Source organism: Maribacter sp. PR1 (assembly GCF_028464145.1).
Taxonomy (GTDB): Bacteria; Bacteroidota; Bacteroidia; order Flavobacteriales; family Flavobacteriaceae; genus Maribacter.
This window is the reverse complement of sequence record NZ_JAQPCG010000003.1, coordinates 400,198-421,526: the sequence shown is the minus strand read 5'-3', so window position 1 is coordinate 421,526 and position 21,329 is coordinate 400,198. Positions and strand designations below refer to the sequence as shown.

Annotated in this window: 21 protein-coding genes; 11 read left to right on the top strand and 10 right to left on the bottom strand. The window is 41.2% G+C overall.

All coding sequences use genetic code 11. The features are described 5' to 3' along the window. Positions 1 to 43 precede the first annotated feature (43 nt). Genes PP182_RS08380 through PP182_RS08360 form a run of 5 tightly spaced genes read left to right on the top strand, consistent with a single transcriptional unit; the run spans position 44 to position 7,501 of the window. Positions 44 to 880, top strand: a complete 837-nt coding sequence (locus tag PP182_RS08380) for a M23 family metallopeptidase (RefSeq protein WP_094998907.1) — start codon at positions 44 to 46, stop codon at positions 878 to 880. Beyond that, the gene (locus PP182_RS08375; RefSeq protein WP_094998906.1) at positions 870 to 2,141 is read left to right on the top strand and encodes a hypothetical protein; all 1,272 of its coding nucleotides are present in this window, start codon (positions 870 to 872) and stop codon (positions 2,139 to 2,141) included. The genes PP182_RS08380 and PP182_RS08375 overlap by 11 nt, the downstream gene beginning before the upstream one ends. A gap of 1 nt (position 2,142) precedes the next feature. Further along, positions 2,143 to 2,592 carry a hypothetical protein gene (locus PP182_RS08370; RefSeq protein ID WP_094998905.1) on the top strand — a complete coding sequence of 150 codons (450 nt, stop codon included), beginning with the start codon at positions 2,143 to 2,145 and terminating at the stop codon, positions 2,590 to 2,592. 37 nt (positions 2,593 to 2,629) lie between these two features. After that, positions 2,630 to 3,313, top strand: a complete 684-nt coding sequence (locus PP182_RS08365; RefSeq protein ID WP_272650877.1) for an Eco57I restriction-modification methylase domain-containing protein — start codon at positions 2,630 to 2,632, stop codon at positions 3,311 to 3,313. 36 nt (positions 3,314 to 3,349) lie between these two features. Next, positions 3,350 to 7,501, top strand: a complete 4,152-nt coding sequence (locus PP182_RS08360) for an SNF2-related protein (protein ID WP_272650876.1) — start codon at positions 3,350 to 3,352, stop codon at positions 7,499 to 7,501. A gap of 183 nt (positions 7,502 to 7,684) precedes the next feature. On the opposite strand, the gene PP182_RS08355 is transcribed toward PP182_RS08360, so the two are convergent. From PP182_RS08355 to PP182_RS08340, 4 genes are read right to left on the bottom strand one after another with little or no spacing between them, the layout of a single operon-like run. Then, positions 7,685 to 8,323: a hypothetical protein gene (locus PP182_RS08355; RefSeq protein WP_094998903.1), complete on the bottom strand. Its 639-nt coding sequence runs from the start codon at positions 8,321 to 8,323 to the stop codon at positions 7,685 to 7,687. Positions 8,324 to 8,329: 6 nt separating this feature from the next. Next, positions 8,330 to 9,187 carry a hypothetical protein gene (locus PP182_RS08350; RefSeq protein WP_094998902.1) on the bottom strand — a complete coding sequence of 286 codons (858 nt, stop codon included), beginning with the start codon at positions 9,185 to 9,187 and terminating at the stop codon, positions 8,330 to 8,332. 54 nt (positions 9,188 to 9,241) lie between these two features. Further along, a complete protein-coding gene (locus tag PP182_RS08345; protein WP_094998901.1) occupies positions 9,242 to 9,934 on the bottom strand; it encodes a hypothetical protein in 693 nt (230 codons plus the stop codon). 39 nt (positions 9,935 to 9,973) lie between these two features. Next, the gene (locus PP182_RS08340) at positions 9,974 to 10,687 is read right to left on the bottom strand and encodes a hypothetical protein (RefSeq protein WP_158657212.1); all 714 of its coding nucleotides are present in this window, start codon (positions 10,685 to 10,687) and stop codon (positions 9,974 to 9,976) included. 333 nt (positions 10,688 to 11,020) lie between these two features. Here PP182_RS08340 and PP182_RS08335 point away from each other — a divergent pair, with 333 nt between their 5' ends. Genes PP182_RS08335 through PP182_RS08315 form a run of 5 tightly spaced genes read left to right on the top strand, consistent with a single transcriptional unit; the run spans position 11,021 to position 14,286 of the window. Further along, positions 11,021 to 11,509 (top strand): PRTRC system protein E, encoded by a 489-nt coding sequence (locus PP182_RS08335; protein WP_094998899.1) that lies wholly within the window; start codon positions 11,021 to 11,023, stop codon positions 11,507 to 11,509. Continuing rightward, positions 11,509 to 11,727: a PRTRC system protein C gene (locus PP182_RS08330; RefSeq protein ID WP_094998898.1), complete on the top strand. Its 219-nt coding sequence runs from the start codon at positions 11,509 to 11,511 to the stop codon at positions 11,725 to 11,727. The genes PP182_RS08335 and PP182_RS08330 overlap by 1 nt, the downstream gene beginning before the upstream one ends. Before the next feature lie 36 nt (positions 11,728 to 11,763). After that, a complete protein-coding gene (locus tag PP182_RS08325; RefSeq protein ID WP_094998897.1) occupies positions 11,764 to 12,807 on the top strand; it encodes a hypothetical protein in 1,044 nt (347 codons plus the stop codon). A gap of 2 nt (positions 12,808 to 12,809) precedes the next feature. Further along, entirely contained in the window at positions 12,810 to 13,517 is a 708-nt protein-coding gene (locus tag PP182_RS08320; protein WP_094998896.1) for a hypothetical protein, read from the top strand. Then, the gene (locus PP182_RS08315) at positions 13,507 to 14,286 is read left to right on the top strand and encodes a PRTRC system ThiF family protein (protein ID WP_094998895.1); all 780 of its coding nucleotides are present in this window, start codon (positions 13,507 to 13,509) and stop codon (positions 14,284 to 14,286) included. Before PP182_RS08320 ends, PP182_RS08315 begins: the two co-directional genes overlap by 11 nt. A gap of 34 nt (positions 14,287 to 14,320) precedes the next feature. Here PP182_RS08315 and PP182_RS08310 read toward each other — a convergent pair whose 3' ends face one another. From PP182_RS08310 to PP182_RS08285, 6 genes are all read right to left on the bottom strand, one after another. Beyond that, on the bottom strand, positions 14,321 to 14,629 hold the full coding sequence (locus tag PP182_RS08310) for a hypothetical protein (RefSeq protein WP_188669480.1): 309 nt from the start codon (positions 14,627 to 14,629) through the stop codon (positions 14,321 to 14,323). A gap of 1 nt (position 14,630) precedes the next feature. Then, positions 14,631 to 14,837 (bottom strand): hypothetical protein, encoded by a 207-nt coding sequence (locus tag PP182_RS08305; protein ID WP_094998893.1) that lies wholly within the window; start codon positions 14,835 to 14,837, stop codon positions 14,631 to 14,633. Positions 14,838 to 14,917: 80 nt separating this feature from the next. Next, positions 14,918 to 15,892 (bottom strand): type II toxin-antitoxin system HipA family toxin, encoded by a 975-nt coding sequence (locus PP182_RS08300; RefSeq protein ID WP_272650875.1) that lies wholly within the window; start codon positions 15,890 to 15,892, stop codon positions 14,918 to 14,920. An 8-nt stretch (positions 15,893 to 15,900) separates the two neighbouring features. Then, positions 15,901 to 16,233: a HipA N-terminal domain-containing protein gene (locus PP182_RS08295; RefSeq protein ID WP_094998891.1), complete on the bottom strand. Its 333-nt coding sequence runs from the start codon at positions 16,231 to 16,233 to the stop codon at positions 15,901 to 15,903. A 9-nt stretch (positions 16,234 to 16,242) separates the two neighbouring features. Beyond that, positions 16,243 to 16,449: a helix-turn-helix domain-containing protein gene (locus tag PP182_RS08290; RefSeq protein WP_094998890.1), complete on the bottom strand. Its 207-nt coding sequence runs from the start codon at positions 16,447 to 16,449 to the stop codon at positions 16,243 to 16,245. Positions 16,450 to 16,659: 210 nt separating this feature from the next. Next, positions 16,660 to 19,887: an SNF2-related protein gene (locus PP182_RS08285; protein WP_094998889.1), complete on the bottom strand. Its 3,228-nt coding sequence runs from the start codon at positions 19,885 to 19,887 to the stop codon at positions 16,660 to 16,662. Between the two features lie 162 nt (positions 19,888 to 20,049). On the opposite strand from PP182_RS08285, the gene PP182_RS08280 reads away from it, so the two are divergent. Continuing rightward, on the top strand, positions 20,050 to 21,252 hold the full coding sequence (locus tag PP182_RS08280) for a patatin-like phospholipase family protein (RefSeq protein WP_158657210.1): 1,203 nt from the start codon (positions 20,050 to 20,052) through the stop codon (positions 21,250 to 21,252). Positions 21,253 to 21,329 lie beyond the last annotated feature (77 nt).

Genomic DNA, 21,329 nt, shown 5'->3' with positions numbered 1-21,329 from the left:
CTTATTTGCAAATAAATTATAAATTTGTAGATAAAGCAAATATATGAATTTTTTTGAATCTGCAAATTTATTGGGGAAAAAAATGCGAATAGTTGGACATTGCTATGTCAGCGGTATGGGTCGAAAGGAACTGGCCCACTTGCTTTTTCTGATACTTCTTTGTCTTTTCTATGTCATCGGAAATGGTTTCGGTTTTTCGGATTCAAAACTTCGGGAAACAACCGTTGCCATGGAAAATTACGGGGAACGGCTAAAGGACAATTTTAAAACCGACCGCTTTGATAGTACCATTGTGGATAAGGAACGGGAACATTTGTTATTGGCCATTGAAGAACGGATTGCCAAGTACCTGTATCAAATTCCGGATTACTCCTATATAGCTGCTTTGGAAACATATTTGACATACCGACCGGAACTCCTGCACCAGTTTCCCTCGTGTGTTCCCTTGGAAAAGGGCAATTATTCATTGTCAAGTAGGTATGGCATGCGTACCCATCCCATTTCCAAAAAAACGAAAACCCATTTTGGTATCGATCTGGCCGCTCCATCTGGCAAGCCTATATATGCATCGGCCGCGGGAACCGTGTCCGAGGTCATTTATTCAGAAAATGGTTATGGCATCCATATTATCATCAGGCACCGGTTCGGTTTTAAGACCCTCTACGGACATTTGGAAAAGGTATTGGTCGCCAAAGGACAGACTATTGACCAACATGAGCTTATAGCAACGGTTGGTAGTTCGGGTAGTTCCACGGGATTTCATCTGCATTACGAAGTTTGGAAGAATGAAGTCAAAATCGATCCAAGGCCATCCTTTAACCTAAAGAAAACCATCTATGCCGAAGTCATGGATATTAAACCCAATACTCATGGAGAATAAAATCCCAATTTGGAAAAGGGCTGCACGCTTTGCAAGGCGCTTGTACCATACTGTCAATAATTACAGGCAAATGTCGAAAGATATAGATTTTAGGGCTTTTGGTAAGCTGGAATATGACTCGATAACCACTGATGAAGTCAAGGACCTTAAAAAGCTCGATTATATCAAACGGCTAAACCTTGCCAAAAAGGGCTATATCGATGGAAACCTTAAAAAGCTATTGGCCCAAGGCAAGGAAAAAGAACTACTGGTCAACCACGACCATAAAATCGTTCCTATCGGGAATTTTAGGATTTTGGAAAGCGATTCGCTTTTGTGCACGATAAAATTCGGGTTTCAGTTCAATACCCATACCTTTTTTATGGCCAGCACTACCCACGGTAATATTCCTTTATGGAAAACCTACGACGGTCGAGGCTTGCGTCAATCGGTTTCGGCCTTACATCCGGTAGAAAAAAGTTCGCTTCGATTTGAGCATTCCTTTTATGGGGCCGACCGATTGCAAAACGAAAGAAAGGATAGCAGAAGTATTGCGGCATTTTATAATGATGCCGTCCAACTGACCTTCCAAAGCAATCCCTATTTCAAGGAATCGATTTTACTACCAAGCGAGCAGGTGGTATCCGATCCCATACAATATGTAGGCAAACAGTTCCATCTTTCGGAATTAGAAGGAAAATACAATATCATGACCCTTACGGAAGCTACGGAGCGCTACTTGGTGTTTCAGTCCTTTCTGGAGACGGCACCAAAATCCGAATCCCTCTATTTCGGCATGCAGGAATTCAAGGAACGCTTTCTGGACAGCAAGATAGAACTCATAGCCTATCTAAAGCACGGTCTACAACTTGGTATCCACAAAGGCATCCTTTATGTTCGGCGCAATGAGGAAGTTAACGGACATTCACGATTGCAATGGGAAACTTATAAAAAACTCATGCAATCCAAGGAAATTTCGGCCCAAGAAAGATTGTACCTCTCGAAAGAGGTCATTATCAAAAAGAATTTTGTGGTCGAAAAAGATGCCATTGTGTTAAAAAACAATGAAAGAACGGCGTTCCTCAAAAAGCATTACGGTACGGGGGAATGGCGTTTTGCGGAAGGCGAGAAAAATCAAGAGGAAATGCACTTTAGACCCATTGTCGGTTCCGTACTGCGGCATATCGATCGGCATTACTCGCACAGCAAAAATTTCCCAATTGCCTTGGTAAAACTAAAAAATAATCTAGCTGTGCAGACTGTGCAAATGAAACCTTCCTAAAATGGAAAATAAGTACAAAAAAATCGACGGACACGTTTTTAAAATGGCCATGGTAACAAAATCGTTCATTTACTTTATCGGCGACAGCGAATGTGATGACAACGGAAGTGTGAGGATGTACGAAAAAGAAACGGGCCATTTGGTATCGGATAACTATATGGCAAATCGGGATATGCACCAAAACCTACTGTATTTCAATTACGAGTGGATTTGTGAAAGGCTCAGATACTCAAGAAAGTGTATAGTGGAAGAATGTAAAATCAATCTTGCCCAAGAATATTACCATGAAAATGAAATAGAGCACAATGGATTACTTGGTTGGTCCGAGTTTGCCAAGCGCAAATTCAACGATGCCCTTTTAACAAATTTAGGTTTTACACTTTCAGAATATGATTTGCGGGAAGTCCGTAAACAAATTAATCCAGATAAAAATAAAGGTCTGACTATGTAGCATAAGCATCCAATCAAATTCCTTAACTCACTCACTCATGAAATACTCAAAGAAAAGGTACCTCGACCATTTGGTGAGGACCCTGGACGCCCTCCACGCGCCAGAATCGGATCCGCATCTGTTTATTAACAACCTTGGTTTTGGCAATATTTACGACATCCTCAAGAATGAGGAATATCGATCCGTTTTTTTGGAACGGTTGGAACGTTATTTCGGGCAGGAATATGCCCCGACCGTTCTGGCAAGCTTGGAAAAAAGTTCCCTCAATTCCTATTTTACACCTGTTCCCATTATACGGTCCATCGGCTCGTTCTTGAATGGATTGGAAGATTTTAAACCAAAGACCGTTTTGGAACCGAGCGCGGGAAACGGCCTTTTCATCCGGGAATTATTGAAGCAGTTTCCTGCGGCACGATACACCGCTTTCGAAAAGGAAATTCTGACCACCCGTATTTTGGAACACAATTTCAAACCGAACACCAATGTCCAGATTTTTGGGGTTCCCTTTGAGAATATGGCACAGACCGATGCCGGTAGGAAGTATGACCTTGTGGTCGGCAACATTCCCTTTGGGGCGAGCAAGATTTTCGATACCGCGTTAAGTGGCCATCCATTACAGGCCCGGATTTCCAAGAACATCCATTCCTATTTTGTGTACAAGGGATTGTCCTGTCTAAAGCCTGCTGGGGTTTCCGTTTTGATATGTACCAAGAATTTTTAGGACAAGGCCCAATATGCGACCATTCGGAAGCACTTGATGGAAACCAATAATTTTTTGGGCGGTGTCCGCCTACCCGATACGGCCTTTGCCCAGGAAAATACGGCCGTGGTTACCGATATTTTGGTGTTTCAGAACAATCAAGGGATAGAAACAACTGCCGAACAGCAGAAGATCAATGAACTGTTTGCCGATACCATGGAACTGGTGGTGGGCGAAAACACCGTTCAGTTCAGTTCCTATTTCTCGAATTATGGAAATCGGGTCTTGGGCAAAATGGAGGAAGGTGGTATGTACGACCAAACCGATTACACGGTAAAGAACACGATCCAATTGGAAGGGCTGCAACATACCATAACCCAAAAGTTGGGCGATCTTGGACTTGCCGATAAAACCCGGACAATAGAAAAAAGGCCGATCGAATTTACCCCCAAGGAACCTTTGGCACCCATTTCGCAATTGCGGTATAAAGGCATACTAAAGGCCGGTAATCTGGTCATCAGGGAACAGAAAATCGCCAAAATCCTTGAAAACGGAGTGTTGGAAGTGTTGACCGTCAAACCCAAGGAATTCGATAGGCTTTCCAAGATATTGGCCTTGCGCGACACCTATCTCGAATTATTGGATACCGACAGGAGCATGGGGCAAAAGACTTTGGACAGCCTGAACTATCAATACGACCTGTTCGACTTTCAGTACGGGAAACTGCACGACAAGGCGAACTATCCCTTTGTAACCTTGGATATTCAGGGACCGATGCTCCTGGCCTTGGAAAGACCTGAAAACGGCACTTTCTTAAAGGCCGATATTTTGGTCAATCCTTGGAGCGGGATGGCCAAAACCCCTGAAAAACTATCACTGGAGGATGCCATCTATTTTTCGTTGAACAAATACAACGGCATCGATGCGGACGTATTGGCCCGAATGACCGGGGGAGCCAAGGAATCGCTCATCAAGGATGCCCTGGAACGGCAATTATTGTTTCTGAACCCGGAAGGGAACAGTGTCGTTTTGGCTCCAAAATTCCTTTTTTTATCGGGAACCATCTACGAAAAAATCAATTTTTACCGAAGGAACGATTTTGGCCCATACCAGTCCTATATCGATAAGAATTACATCGACAGATCCCTTTTGGCCTTGGAAGGGGTAAAGCCGCCCGTTACGCCTTTTGAAGACCTTGACATCAAACTGCACGAACCATGGTTTCCGTTGGAGATTACCCAGGCCTTTCTCTATGACACCTACCAGACCTTGGCGCACATTGCCTACAACGAAAGTACATCCAAATATATGGTCAAGATCGAGACCTACGAATATCAGGAAGTCAGAAAGTTCTATGTACGGAGCGAGAACCGGAGCTATTATTTTACGGATATTTTGGAAGGTGCCCTGAACTCAACCATTCCCTATATATCGAAAGGGCCAAAGGGGAACAAGAAAACGGATAAGGCAAGGATGCAGGAAATCCGCATCAAATTTGAAATCCTTTATAAGGATTTTCACAACTACATCATGGGGAAGCCCGATCTAAGGAAAGAACTGGAATTAATCTTTTACAGAATGTACGACGCCAAGGTACATCCCAAATATGATGGCAGCTATCTCAAATTCGAGGGGTTACAACAGTTTACCCCATATCCCAGCCAAAAAGATACCGTGGCGGGCATCATCATCAACCAAGGGTTGTTGGTCAATAAAGAGGTGGGTTTCGGGAAGACCTTGGACATGGCCTTGGCCTCCTATAAACTAAAGGAACTCAACCTTTCGAAGAAAACCTTGGTTATCGGGCTGCGCTCCACAATAGTGCAGTTGAGGAACGAACTGCTCAATGCCTTTCCGAACATGAAATTATTGGTCGCCCATGACAAGGTGGTCAGCGGCCTCGCCAATCGCAATGCTTTTTTTGCCAAGATCGCAAGTACCGATTGTGATGTGGTATTGATGAGCCATGATACCTTTAAGTTCATTCCGCAGTCCCCGAAGGTCATCCACGACATCATCAGCGAGGAACTGGCGAACCTGGAACGCGACCTGAACGTCATCCAAGAGGATAAGTATTCCATCAGCAAAAGAGTACTCAAAGGCCTACAGCAAAGGCGCGAGAATTTGAAGGCCACTTTGGACGAGGTGTATTTCCAGATGCAACAGAAACAGAGCGAGGTCATCAATTTTGACCAAATGGGCTTTGGGCACATCATGGTGGACGAATCCCATAAGTTCAAGAACCTCATGTACACCACACGGCACAGTAGGGTTGCCGGGCTGAATACCAACAAGGGTTCGCAGCGCAGCAAAAACCTGCTGGTCGCCATTCGAACCCTTCAAAAGGCAAAAGAAAGGGACTTTCAGACCACTTTTCTATCGGGTACGCCCATTTCCAATTCGATTACCGAGGTCTATGTACTGTTCAAATACCTTATTCCCCATCGCATGCAGGAGATGAACATTACCTCCTTTGACCAATGGGCACAGGTGTTCGCCAACAAATCCTATGAATTTGAACCTACCGTTTCGGGCGATTATAAGGTTCGCGAGCGTTTCCGTTCCTTCAAGAAAATGAAATTGTTGTCCTCGCTCTACAACGAGATTTCGATTATCGTCAACGGCACTACCCACCAAATCGACAGGCCAAAAATGCAGCTCGATGTCCATACGTTAAAACCTACTGCCGCCCAATTGGCGTATTTTGACAGGATAAAGGAGTTCCTGCAAAGAGGGGATAGTAGCTTGTTATACGGCGGAAAGGAATATACCGAGGAACAAAAAAGCGCCTTGTCGCTGATCGCGCTCCATCATATGCGAAATGCCTCCATCGATCCGAGATTGTTGAACCAGGAATTGGACGACCCCGGGGAGGCCAAATTGCGGACAATTGCCTCTGAAGTCTATAAAACGTATGTCGAAACCAATTCTTTTAAGGGCGCACAGGCCATTTTTTCTGATTTGGGGGTTCCCAAGGAGCATTTCAATATCTATGACGAGCTAAAGCGTATTCTGGTCGAAGAATATGGAGTTCCCAAAGAAGAAATAGTATTCATCCATGACTTTAAGACCGATAGAAAACGCTTGGAATGCTTCAAAAGAGTAAACGAAGGTTCCTATCGGGTCATCATCGGCTCCACGGAAAAGTTGGGGACCGGAACCAATATCCAGCAACGTTTGGTACGGATACACCATGTGGATATTCCCTACCGGCCTACGGATATCGACCAACGCAACGGGAGAGGGGTGCGGAAAGGAAACCTTGGTGCCAAGGAACATTTTGACAACAAAGTCGTGGTATCGTTTTACATTGTCGAGAACTGTACGGATGCCCTGATGCTCAACAATGTCAATATCAAAAAGAATTTTATCGAGCAATTGACCAATGGCACGATACAGTTCAACAGATTGGATATGGGGCCGGTCAACGACGAGGGCTCCATTGATTACAAAACCTTGTTGGCCGTTGCCAAGAACGACCCTTTGTATCTGGAAAAGGAAGAGTTGGGCAAGCAATTGGACGAACTGAAACTCGAACGTTCCATTTTTAAAAAGAACCGTTTGGAGGCGCAGAACAATATCCATTTCTATGAGAACGAACTAATGAAAACGGACAAAAACATCGCCAATCTTCAAAACGATCTACCCTTATGGGAATCCCTCGCCGATAAAAGCATCTATTTTTTGAGTTTACTCAAAGCGTTAAAAATAGATGGTTCGACAGAAACGCTGGTCATTGGAAAAAAACTCCAGCATCTTTTAGAATCCAAACGAAAAACGGTCGGGGAACATATCATAGTCTCCCTCTTGGATGCCGAACTGAGGCTCAAGGTCATCGATAACGATGAACATCGGTTGTTTGTCAAGACCCCGAATGCCAGCTACGTCCATGGTTCCCAGAAAATCGTGGCCAATCCCCTAAGTATCGCTGAATATATGCACAATGCCTTGGCCAAGATACCGAAGACCCTCAAAACGCAGACGGAACTGAAAGACGATTTCGGCAAGGCGGTAGCGGCCAATAGAAAGGTGTTGGAACTGGAATTCGACAAGTCGGAACAGTTGGTACAGATGGAAGAACGGTTGGAAGAAATCAATCTTTCCTTGGAAGATAAATACGATGTTGAACCCGAGGAAAAAGAAGAAGAATCGACTTCACGAACGAAATCCGTCCAAAAAGTCTCCCATACGCCAAACATCTCTTTATAGGTTTTTGGGCGTTGGCCGGGCTATCCGCTATATCGCCCTTGCGGACCCCAAGGTTTCGTACGCCTTGAAAGAGCTCCGCTGTCGCTTTTCAAGGCAACGAACCCTAAGGGGGCCACCGCGGTCGATGACGCTGCTATCCCTAACGCTTGCGCCCTATCGGGCGCTTTTAGTAGACAGTAAGGTTTACTTTTTCTTTTTTCTCTTATTCCGTTTTTTGACTTTCAAGTATTCTTCATAATCCGATTCGGCCAAATAGTTGATTTGTCGCACTCCGGCCCGAAAAGCCTCCATTGGTGTTTCGTGGAGTTCATTTTTTAAAAAACCCGTTTCTTTGTCTTTATCAAATTCTCGAAAATCATCCAACACTAAATAACCTGTTCTATTGTTTACCTTGTCCACTCCGCCAATAATATTTATGTAATAGAATTCATCAGTGTCACCTAAAAGTACTTTTACTTGAGGGCTGAATTTTATAATTTTATGCTGAGACCTTTTAACCAAGTATTTTGTTTCATTTATTGGATTTTCCAAGGGTCGGCCCCAATTATCAGAAGATAAACTTGATTGTTGTCTTGAAAATTCTATTCGTATTTCTTTGCGGCCTTTTCCTAAACTTTGGGTAAACTCATATTCAGGAAAAGCTTTAAGAATTTCTGATTCCAATTCCCATTGCTCATATTCACTTGTGAAATTAATCTCATACCTATCCTCGAATTCTACGATGACAATGGGTGCTTTAATTTCATGTTCCCTTAATAATCCTTGAATAAGTTCAATATCAGTTTTTCGATTTACAGTTAGGTTTAAGTAGGTTTCTATCATCACAAATTATTTCTCTAGATTGAACCTATCATTATACATGGATCGTCCAATATCAGATTTCCAGAAACTTTCAGGATCTTTCATTATTTCTTCTACAATTCTATCTTGTTGAGCTTCGCTTGGAAGTGGAAACTCTGCTATTTTTTTAATTCGATTGGTCATAAAAGTTGTTATCGGTTCATATTCTAACCTCTGGGGGATTTCAATACTCCCCCCTTTTGGATGAATTTCAACATCATAAAGTTCATCCAGATATCCAGGGCTTTTGATGACACTCCAAAAGACAAAGCGGTTGAACTTTCCATATACTATTACATACTCTTTAGATGGGCCACTTACAATTGTTCCGTCTAACGCTCTAGTGAAGTAAAAGTCGACTCCCTTTAAATCTGTTGAATGTGATTTTATCCTATCCGTCAAAAATAGGTTTACGTTGTGAAACTTTCCGGGAATAGTGTCTGTCCGCAAATAAAACTTCCATTCCTCTTCTACCTCTTGAAGTAGTTCAAAATACCATCGTTTCTTTATATTTTCCGTCGTTCTGAATTCGGACAATAGTATTCGCCATAGAAACGAAATTGAGAAATAGTAGAGATTTTCGTTGTATTCTAGTTCTGTAGTACCTTCCAAGAAAGGATGAAAAATTTTCTCGGCGAACCATTTTTCGCGAACTGCAAAATCTTGCTCTGCTTTAAAACTTAGCAAATGATGTTTAATTCCATCTTGTTCCCGTTTATTGGGTTCAACCAATTTTCTCAAAAATTTTGACCCCGTTTTCTTGGTATGCTTGATGACAAATTTTGGAAAAATGTGGCTTTCCATCAAATCTGTCTCATTTCCATATAATGCACAAATTCCTTTCATGATTTACTTTACTCAAAATAAAAGAGAATCCAGATTTTAGACGTAGAGGAAGATTCAGGTTTTTTTCGATAGTTTCAAACCAATCTCCAATAACTTTCGATTACCGACCTCGTTTTTTACCTTATCAACCAAAGCACGCTTTTTTTCTTCAACCTTTATGAGGAGTAAATTGGTTAAAATAAAAAAGTTCTTCAGTTGGACTTCATCGAAACTAAACACTTTGATAGAGTAATGACTAAAGGTGGAATTCAGGATTTTTCCATCATATTCAAATTCAATATGAGCCCTATCGGTTTCATAAATATTCCTATCCGCGTGTGCAATGAAGGTATTTCTTAAACCCATAATATACTTATGAAATCGTAATAAATCGGCAACTTCTATATCATTGTATTTTGGAAAATCTTTTCTGATGAGTTTGATGTCAATAGAATTTCTTCCGTCCTTTTTAGTACTATTAAAGCATCGAGCATAGTTGATAATCGCGGTTATAAAAAGTGCTCTTTTTATCAGTCTCCTTTCCTCTTTATTTGCTTTAACCTCTTTCTCGCGGATAACGACAAGTTCCTGAATAAGATCCTTTACGTTTTCTAGGTCATCGATAATCGAGATATAGTTATTGAGTTGCTTAGCGAATTTGATTTTTTCATCAATCAGCCATGAATTTTTAGGTAATTCCTTCAAGAGTATCTCCTCAACGGATTTTGGAGTGACATCGCCAAATATTTTTTCTGTTCGTACAGGCATATTTTTATTGAGGTATAGTAAACCGAAAATAATTAGTATTTATAGCCCTGAGAGATACCAGTTATCAAGTCTTTTGACAAGCCCTACTGTTTCAAGTTTGTCGGAACCAGGCCCAAAAGCGATTTCAATTTTTGCAGTTTCGTTCTCAATTTTTGCTTCTCCCATGATTCTTCCATTCTTAAAACTTTCGGCAAATTTATTCTGCATTTCCTTTGGTTGCATTTCCACTAAACAAATTCCGCGCACATCTCCATCATTTTCACCGTAAGGGTCACACAGATATCTCAATTTACTGAAATCATGATTCTTCGCTGACTCGAACAAATAGTTTATTACTCCTTCCGGGGTGTTTTGAAAATCAAAGGTTTCCCTTAAGTTTATTAGAGAAATCTCGTTTTCTAAGTTTGATATATAATCATTCAGCTTTCTAATTTTAGTGCTTTGGTCATTGAGTTGCTTTTCTTTTGTTGTGCTTGAACGACCTAACTGAAATCTGCCAATCTCTTCCATTTTTTTATTCTCTTGGTCTAGCAATTCTTTAAGCCTTTCTAGTTCATTGGTCAAGTCTATTCTTAGTTTGGATTTTCCAACTTCAATTTTTTCCATATGGATTCTCTCTAATTCCTGTTGTTCCGCCAATCTTTTTTGTTCCAGTTCAATTTTGGCTTGTTCTTTTTCAACTTCTTTTTTACTCTTTCCGCATGCAAATGCTAGCGTCATGAATCCAATTGCAAGGATCTGGTTTATTTTCATTTGTATATATGTTTTTTGGTTATGTATTTAGGCGAGCCCAAAATACATTTATTTTTTTATTAGTAAAAGTCTTACTTATGCTAAAGATATAAACCCTATTGCGTTTAACTATTTCATATCCTTTATTGGAATATAGCGCCCTATCGGGCGCTTTTTTTGTGGATAGGGAGAAAGAAGATAAGGGTGGATTTTAGCCTGTTTTTCCGTGGATTCTCATTGGTATGGGCGTATCTTGAAGGTGAGTTAAGGAAGGAGCGGGGCAAATTCATGCGGTTTATACCAAGCCCCGCTTCTAATTAAAATAGTTTTTTAAGAACAATAAATACCGTTACTATGACAGACTTTTTTTCAACATTACGGCAAACGGGAATCGAACAATTTGGCATCAGTATTTCCTTTAATGAGGATGTGGTAAGCGTATCTCTACTGCCCAAATCGAGTGCCAAGGACAAGGCACTTCAATCCCTAAAACCACTTACCCTGCGTGGAAACGTAACGGAAGTGGACGAGAAATTTTTTCAAATCCTTCAAAAACCTTTGGAGCAGACCAAGGCACTTTTCAGGAATACCGTGGCTTTCGAGAAAACCTTGGCGGAAACCGAACAAAAGACACAACAGGCCAAGAAGAAAAAAGAATCTACTTCCAAAAAGGCGACCGAGTTAAAGCAACTTCTGAAAGAGAAGGACTTTAATCCCATGAGCGACCATAAGAAGGCAACTGACCTTGCCAACCAAATTTTGAAGATAGACGCGAGCCACAAGGAAGCTCAAAAGGTCATCAAGGATATGAAAGCATACGAATCCCCTAAACTTTTTCAATAATGGAAATCGCAACAATAGAACGTAAGTACATCTACCAAAACGGCAACAACAACTCCATCGAGTTGGATGATCTGGATAGCCAATTGACCCATCAGCAAGTGATGGAACACTATTCGCAAATCTATGCCGAACTGACCAACGCCAATATTATGGACAAGGGGATTGTCAATGGCTATCATGAAATCCACTTCAAGACCTTGGCAGGAACAAAGGGATAGAAATATGAACATTGATGAATTTCTAAACCACGAAAGATGCACCCACAAACCGACACCCATATTATCAAAAGAACTCAAAGAGTTCCACGCCCAATTGTTCAAGGCGGTTCAACAATCCCATTACAGGTACGGAACGCATCGACCAAAAGTCCTGCAACCAAAGGTTTTTCCATTTCTGACCTAAGCGTATTGCCCTTGCTTTCCAAACCGATACTAGAGGATGAATCATCGGTCGATACAAAGGCACTTGCCAGTTTAATGGTGGATGCGACCCGAAACTTTTCGGGAAAGATTGACGATTGGCGGTTTTCGGCATCCGATGGAATGGACGATCTGATACTGCGATGCGCCAATCATTTAAAAGAAAGAGCTAAAATAGACCATATCGAAGTTTTACGGGAAGATTCCGATTTGCGCTTGGTCTTGAAACGCCATATCGGAAACCGTAGCACGGTCTATTGTATTCCGTTGGAATCCGTTATGCCCCTTCGATGGAAAAACCCCATGCTTTTTGATATACTGATGTCCTTCATCAAAAGCCTACCCTATATCAACCTTTTTCATACGGGCGAGGATAGGGTGGACTGGCTCTGGGAATATCTTTTCGAGGAAGAAGCCTACCACAGAAAAAACGGTAGTGTTTTTGGGAATTGCAATTCGGTCAGGTTCTTCGGTCGCTACCAAAAGCTTTTCAATGAATACGAACCACAGGATTGGAAATCCCTTTTGCTAAAATACCGTCCTCGCAAGTCCCTGCACAAACGAATCAAGGAACTGTTATCAAAAGCCGATACCATTGATTTTCAGGCGCCGTTCCGTATCGGAACACGGGATGCCTATGAAAGTATGTTCGAGCATTGGGAATCTTTCCTGATTGTTGATGATGCCGATAGCGAGTTTAGCCGTTCCTATATCGAAATGCTCAACGAATGTTCCAACGAATACGACATAATTTCGGCTTATGAACTTACTACGGTCGAAAAAGGAAACATTCAACCTTTCGAAGAAGGTTTGATCTACAATCTCAATCGGTTGGAAGAATTTCTCACCGATCTCAACGAACTTTTAAGACTACTTTGAACATGGAACAGATTGCTATTTTACAGCCCGATGAACACTTTCTTCCAAAATTCGCCATAATAGGCTACTCCCAAGAGGAAGATTATTACAACAGGGGACACTACTTTTCATATCACAACATCGTAGGGGCAAAGCTTACGGCAGGGATGCCGTTGACCAAAGATACCGCCCGAAACCTTTTTAGGTGTTTAGAGGGCGATTTAATAAAGTTCCGTTTTAAGGGAATGTTGCCCAAGAACCTTATCCATTTCGATTTCAAGGGAAATCTCCAACTGGTATGGTACGTCCATCCAAAACAGCACACCCTGTATTTCGATACACGAACGGGTATCGCTTCGGGAAGTTATCCCCTGCCAAAACTGGTTTTCAAACTCGAAGGAAATAACCTCAAAGTCTTTGCCCTCCATCGAAAGGATAAATTGACCGACACTATGCCATTGTATCACGCACCCTTATTGAACGTAGGACGGCACGGAAAGGTTTGTATGGGCAACACCACGATGGATTATGACGGCTTTGAATATTACGAGGATATCATGGGATTCGTGGAACAGCAATTTTTCCGTTCCGTCTTTACGGCAACCCATCACAACCACATTGCGAAAGGAAATATCGTCGATGTAATGAAACGGAATTTTGGGAAAACGTCCTTTGATGATGGGCTATTGAATGAAAACAAATTGATTTTAAAGGATTTATATGAAGACTAGAATACACTTTGCGCCTAATTATTTCTATAACCCCACCCATCCAATTACCATTGCATTGATTGGGGTGGGGGGAACAGGGTCATTGATGCTGGCACGGTTGGCAAGGATGGATTTTGCCTTGCGCCAGATCGGACACCCAGGGTTGCACATAATCGCTTATGATTCCGATGTGGTGGAAAACAACAATGTAGGCAGACAACTCTATGCCCTCAGTGATGTTGGGGAATATAAAGTGGTCAATGCCGTCAATAAGGTAAATATTGCCTTTGGTCTGCAATGGGAAGGTATTCCTATGGACGCAATTCCCAATGGCGAGGATATTCGGGCGAACATCATCATCACTTGTGTGGATAATGCCCGATTTAGAACGCTGTTATCAAAATCGCTTGGATTTCCCTTTAAAGGTTCGGAATATCAAAGCATGTTCTATTGGTTGGACATTGGTAACAGTAGGGATAGTGGGCAATTCGTATTGGGAACGTTGTTCGAGGAAGAACGAAAAACAGAACGGGAGGATTTTGAAATGGTGGACAAACTCAAAAACATCATCGACTTTTTCCCCGATTTGGATGCGCATGATACGCCCAATTTGCAGGGTAGGGGATGTGCCTATTCCGACAAGCTGAACGAGCAATCGTTGTTTATCAATGATGTTTTGGTTGCCCATGCAGCCGATTGTCTGTTTCGGTTGTTGTACCATAAGCAAATTCAGAAACATGGGGCATTCGTGAATTTGGAATCGGGGAGGGTTAACCCGATTTTGGTGTGACACTTAAAAAAAGGAACTATTGTACATTGGATATTTAATCCCTTTCCTCACCTATGTTTTCTCCCAATTCAATGTGAATAGTGCTATCGTTGTTATTCCAGACAACTGCGATAACAATGGAGGCATCATCAAAAGAACATCGCTGCCCGCCATAAATCCATCTCTTGTATCTTTTTTTCAAGGCTTCGGTTTGCTCTACCTTTCTCTCTAAATGTTTATAATCTTGAGGGTCAATAAAGAGGCAATCTCCGATTCTAGGCACAAAGGGCATCTGAATCTCAAGTTGCACGGCCTTATCCATATAATCTTCAGCACATGGAAAGTGGACATAAATTGTGTACATCTCATTCATTTTCATAGGATTTTAATTCTTCTATTTCGTTCATTCTAGAATGGAGTTGCTGCCAAACAATTTTTTGTTTGGCGAGGATTGTGTGAACTTCTCCCTTTTCAAAATGTTCGGGGTTTTTGGAGACAATGTCTTTTCTCAATTCAAGAAAATCGTATATGGCCTTGACATCAGAGAACGTAAAGTTGTTCAGGTTTTTCATATTGTCGATGTGATTTGTGGTAGAGTTGCAATATGCATATTTTTTCAAGCAGGAGATGTATTCGTTGGAATTTATACCTATTACTTTCGATTTAGTTTTTTAAGCCTTGTTTGATACGATTGTAAATAATTTCTTTTGGACGTATCGCTTAGATAGGAAGCGTCTATTAGTTTTTCGACCTCTTCAGAATTCGACAGCAATTTCTCCAAGACCCCATCCAATTGGCCTTGGCCAATTTTTGCGTGTTCGGCAAGCGAAAGAAATTGTTGCATAACCTTGCCTTTGGACAAGTTCTTAGGTAACAGGCCGTCATCTAACGCAAAATCGGAATCTTCTATATGCATTCGTGTATTGAGCAGGTCATAGGCAGGACTTAACCTGAAATCTCCCAATTCTGTTTCCAATAACGAGAAATTTTTGAAATGGGCATCCCCATTGGAAAAAAGATAATTGAAGACGAGCAGTCGGAAAAGTTTCGGTGCCTCCAATTGATAGGCGGGCAGGTATTTTTTCATAAGTTCGAACAACTCAAGATAACTACCCGAATATTTATAGTGCTCCCCATGGGTCTGGGGAGTCCTTCCCGCCAAGGAAGCAAAATCCTCTTTGGCAAGTTTTCCACCACCTTTCTTTACATCAAATCGCTTGGTAATGTAGGCCGGTGTTCCATCCTTAAAAAATATGAGCGCATTTTCGGCGGTCTCGATATCGAATACCTGACGTGCGATCTGCATCGTCAAATGCTCATTGGCGGGCATCTGGTCAGGATTTTTACCTGCACCGGGAATTGGTTTTAAAATATATGTCCCTTGCTCCCCTTCGTTAATAAGCCGAAGTTTATTTTTCTCCAAAAGGACGGAAAATTTTTCCTGTACCCCTGAAATCGAAATCCTTTTTCGGTTCTCAACAAAGAGTTCATCCGTGGCTTCGTTGCTGGCCGGGGAATCGTAAGGCAATATATGGTTTACCTTTCTTCCATCAAACACCCTTCTCAAACAGGTCGTGCTGTAGGTTTCATACCCCTCTGCCAAAGTGCCGGGACAATATTTTATCATCGGTAAACTCATATCGGTTGCTCAATTTTCTTTACGGTTATGGCACCGATCGTATCATAACGTGCCGTTGTCAGCAACAGGCCAAAGTAATCGTCTTGGTCTATCTTCATATGTCTGCACACGACCTGTTTGTTTGTCCCCTCTGGAAGCATATTAAAAAAAAATGGGAACAGATGTTCCGAACGGTACTCCTGTTCGGTTTTGGGCAACGTTAGGCTTATGGCCGGCTTTCCCGAATCGCCAAGCCATTGGTCATGGTAGCGGTACGTAAAGCTTCCATCGTCATACTGGGTAAGTATGCCCGCTTCTTCTCCCTTAAATAATATTTTGGCCTGCCTCATATAATCAATCTAGAGTTTCTTTACTTTTAAGCATACCTCCATTCCCAATACATCCGCAATTCCATCCAAGGTTTCAAGGGTAGGGTTTGCCTGGCCACGCTCAATTTTATAGAGTGTATTAACGCTTACATCGGCGAGTTGGGCCAATTGTTGTTGGGTTACCCGTAGCGCTTTTCTACGTGCTTTAATGCTCTTGCCTATCTTCTTTTTTGACACTATAATGTGATTTAGGTATAAAAATAGTTATAAAATTCAATACTTACAACAAAAATCACATTATAATGAGATAATGAGGTAAAAATAATATCTAAAGTGGGGGACAGGCATGTAAATCACAATATAGTGTGAGAATGAGAGAAAACGAACCTATACTTTACCGCACCGATGAGATATATTTCAGCGAAGTCAAAAACCTATATTCGGGAATCATTTATTTTTTATACCAACGATACATGCCGCAATACGTTTTTCCAATTTTTCGGTCAAGGGAATATGGTCATAGATGGATTTTAATCGCTCAGGCTCAAAGTATCGTTTTAGCCATGGAGTTTTCAGATTTTCCAACGTTATAAGGGCACGCCTCGTAGCTTTTAGTTGCTTTTCTTTTAGCATCGGCATCAGAAGTTCCAACCAGAGTTCGGCAAATCTAGAATAGTCTATGGCCATTTCGTCAATGCGGTAACCCGCTCTAAACGCTTTTTGCAGTTCTTTAATCAACCGAATTATCGTATCATCTTTTTCATACCGTATTTGTTTCGTCAAAAGGAATTCTGCTACCTCTAAAGCCCGACGTTTTTTATTAGGAATGGCGTTGCGCTCATTTCTCCTAAAAATAGAGATGAAATTATCCAATGTTTTAGGACTCCAGTCAATATCGGTTACATTATCCAAGTTTTCACGAAGTAATTGACAAATAACCGAAAATTCGTTGTGTACAACACCAGAGGCTTCTATAAACAACCAAAGAGGGGATTTTTTTTCAGTCCCCTTAGTGCATATAAATGCCCAATCTTCTTTTGATTTCACAAAGCTTACCCTACATTGAATTGACGCTTTTGTACGTTTTAGTTCTTCATAAACTTCCTCTTTGATAATAGCATTATTACCTTCTTTTAATCTATAAAGAGGATCAAAGGCATCATTAAGACCTTGCCAATCCGAGTCTTCCCTTTCAAAAGGGTTGAACTCACGTATGAATTCTGCTGCAGAAATCAGGTCTTCTTCACCCTCCAAAAGTTCATCGGGCAAGTCAAGATTGCCACCTATAAGCTTTTCCGTTAGAATCGTGGTACGTACCAAACGGCGATCGGCCTTTAACGCAAATGACTCGGAATCTTTTGACCAAAATACTTCTATGTCGTCATGGGGACTGTCCATACGGTGCAATCTTCCGACACGTTGCTCGGCCAAACGCATAACACTGGGAAAATCCAACTGTAAAAGGGCCTTTGCTCTTTGAAGGTTAACCCCCTCTGCCATCACATCGGAACAAAGTGCGAGTCCCCGTTCAACCTTCGAATCGATTCCAAAGACTTCCTGAACCTCCAGTCTTGCTGCGTCACTACTGCCGCTCACCAAATGGATTTTTTCGGGGTACCCAAATTCCCTAAGTAATTTTCTAAGATAGAACAATGTGAGCACCGTACTATCAAAACCCAAGACCAGCCCATGTTTATCTACCAATAGCATTAACTGCTTCGCTTTTCCTCGTTCACGACTATCTGACATTGACTTTAATAACTCTAGAATTTCTTTATAGGTCTTTATTTCATGGTTTATTACTTTTTCATATTCTATTGAATCTGTGAGCCAATCTGGGAGTAATTGGGGATAATCACTTCTGGGGAGTGGTTTTTCACGAAAAGATTCCAATTTTGAAATGATGTTGCCCGTATCCGACTTATGCCCTTTAAGGTCATAAAATTTTTTTGTTGTTTGCGTACCAACTACATGTTCCATTAATGCCGCAGTGGAAGAGCGCAGTGAATTCTGAATATGGTAACCGGTAAACGCCGTGGCCGTTTTGATGCGTTGTTTGTAGTAGACCATGATCCTCTCGGTATCTTCTTTTTCTATGTATACCGGTATCCTAAATTTTCTCAAATAGATCAGTCCTCGAAGTTGTTTTGCTTTGACCCCGATCTGTTGCGCAATTTCAATATCCTGTTTCGTCTCTGCCGTCTTGTAGGTTCTATTATTGACTTTGGGAAATTTAGCCCTGTTACCGAATTTATTCACATAAGCCTCCGGTTCTTTGTCAATGAGTTGGTTAAGTCTCTTTTTTGTTCGTCTCAAAATGAACTTTTGGATGAATCGATTCAATCTTTTGAGATCTTCGGCCTTCTTTTCGCGAATGGGAGTTTTATATAATTCTTTCAGTTTTAAAAGTTCCTCATCCTGTAAATTATCCGGACCTAAAAGCTCTATGATGCGAAGAAGATCATCCGCTTTCTTATTTATTGGCGTTGCGGTTGAAAGAATGACGTAGCTTGCATTATGTTCCTTGAATGCATTGCTTCTATTGGACTTTCTTGAGAGAAAGTTGTGGGCTTCGTCCAAAACCAGTATGTTGGTCAGTTGGAGGGCTTTAATGGTCTTGTTTCTATTGCGTCCCTCTCGTTGTAAAATTCCCATGGAAATCGGCGGCGTGTTCAGGAAACTTAGATTAAGACTTTCTTTTTCCCAGTTTTCAACGATATTTTTTGGACATAAGACCAAACTATTACATTGGTCACGCCGACCACTTTCCCATAATTTGTGGATAAGGGAAAGCATGCATATGGTGACCATTCTGGTTTTCCCCGAACCAGTAGGGTCGGCGATAAGAACACTACCCTGATGGTCCAGTAATATCATGGATTTGGCAAGACCACTAATTTGAAAGGGCCAAAGCTTTGCGTTATCAATCTTATTTTTGAATTCTGGATAATTTGAAATCCAGTTACCTTCAAGAATCTCGGCCAAGGCACGTGCCAGCGCCTGATCCCAAGGGACTTTTTGTAATAAACCTTCCAATAATGACTTCATATCATAAGTCTGTCCTTGGTCCCAGAAATTCAATGCCTTTTTTCGAATATTGTCATACTGATATTGATTCAAATCTTTATTGAAATCAGAAACACCTACATCTTGGTAAGGCTGTGATCCTACTCTAATGGATGCCTCTTTTTGGGTGGTAATACCCTGTATGGAGAAATTGGCCGATCCCAAAACGGCATGGCGGTCTCCTACATACAGTTTGGAGTGTTGTCGTTCCTTTATCCTAAATTCGATAGTTCCATTATTGATATGTTCAATGGTCTGGATAACTTTGCCCCCTTTCAGGACATCAATACCCCTATCGATCCAATATTCCTTGATTTCTTCTGAGAGTGGGGTCTTAGACCAAGACTTTCTTTTACGCACTTCGGGTTCAAATCCTAAAAGAATCCTTGTTTTTCTGGTAATGTCAAGAGGCTCACTGCCAAATACTTCTACGATATTTGCTAGTGAGGTGAAACCTGTGATGATGAGATATTCTTTAGAGGCCTTCAGGTCTTCAAGAATAATATCTTTAATTTTTCGCCCGTCTTCATTTATGGGGAAATCTTCTTGTGATGGCCAAGTGTAGGAAGGGTTGTCAAAATCGATAAAGAGTTGCTTTTTGTTTTTCAAAATGTTCGATATTGCTTTTAAGATAGGAAAAATCTTATTTCTACTGGATGTAGTTAAAATCAAGTAGTTTCACTGGCCACTGTTTAATTGTAAGACGTAGACCGCTTTTTTTGATAATTGTTGAAATACTTATCTTACAAATTACTTATAAACAATAATGATATGTACAATATTCTCTCTCTTGATGGTGGCGGTAGCTGGTCTTTACTCCAATTTCTCACCTTAAGGGAACGTTACGGAAATAGCAAGGGTCACGAAATACTAGGAAAATATGATTTGGTCATTGCAACATCAGGTGGAAGTCTCGTGCTGGCCGCCCTCTGCTGTAATTGGGATATTGATAAGTGTTTGTCCCTCTTCTATGAAAAGCAAAATAGAACCTTGGTTTTCAGCAAAAACTCTTTTTGGGAAAAGTACTTTCCGGCCGATTTTGTAGGTCTTTTTGGAGCAGGCCCAAAGTATTCGGTCAAAAAGAAGTATGCAGGACTCAAAAGCTTGTTCAGTGAGATTGAAGCAATACCAATGGAAGACCTTCCTGATTTTATCGGTAAGCCCAGTCTTAAATTAGTAGTTACCACATTTGACGCACTCCATAATAAGGCGAAGTTTTTCAAGTCTTATGGGAAAGAAGGGAAGCCATTCGATTCTGTTAACCTCATCCAGGCCATTAGTGGTTCTACAAACGCACCAATTGGCTATTTTGATTTTCCCGCTAGAATAAAGGCCCAAAGATCTGAGCGAAATTTTTATCTGTGGGATGGTGCTCTAGGAGGGTTCAACAACCCAGTGGCTGCCGGTCTCACGGAAGCCATTAAACTTGGCGTAAGTAAAGAGGAGATTAACATCATCTCACTAGGTACCTCAAATAAGATCACATCTCAACGCGAGCGAAAATATTTTTACCTTTTATATATCAATGTTATAAAATACCGAAAGACAAAACCGGGTCTAGGCCTTAAGTTTTTTGGGAAAACCGTTATAAATCAAGCTAAGACCATTTTATATGAGCCTCCGGACTGGGCAAATTACATGACTTATATATGGAGGTTCGATAATAATCTGGGGCAGGCTTTAGAGAATAAGAAACGGTTTATTCGCTTGTCCCCATTATTGCATAGGCATTCCCAAGACGATAATGCCAATGAACTAGATCACTTGATTAACGAGCTTTATGATCTAGATATGGATCTAACCAATGACGACGACATTGAACTTTTGAACCAATGTTTCGAAAAATGGAAAATAGGTGAAATTTATAACCAACCGATTAGAACCAATTTGGACACCAAGGGAGACGTGTTGCACGATCTTGGACACAAATATTTTAAAGAAGCAATGGCTGATTGGATAAATATGAAAATCTAATTATAAAAGATCGGTCTTCCGTATGTATTATTAATTTTAGTATTTTTAGCGTCAGTTTTTACTGACATCACCCCCTT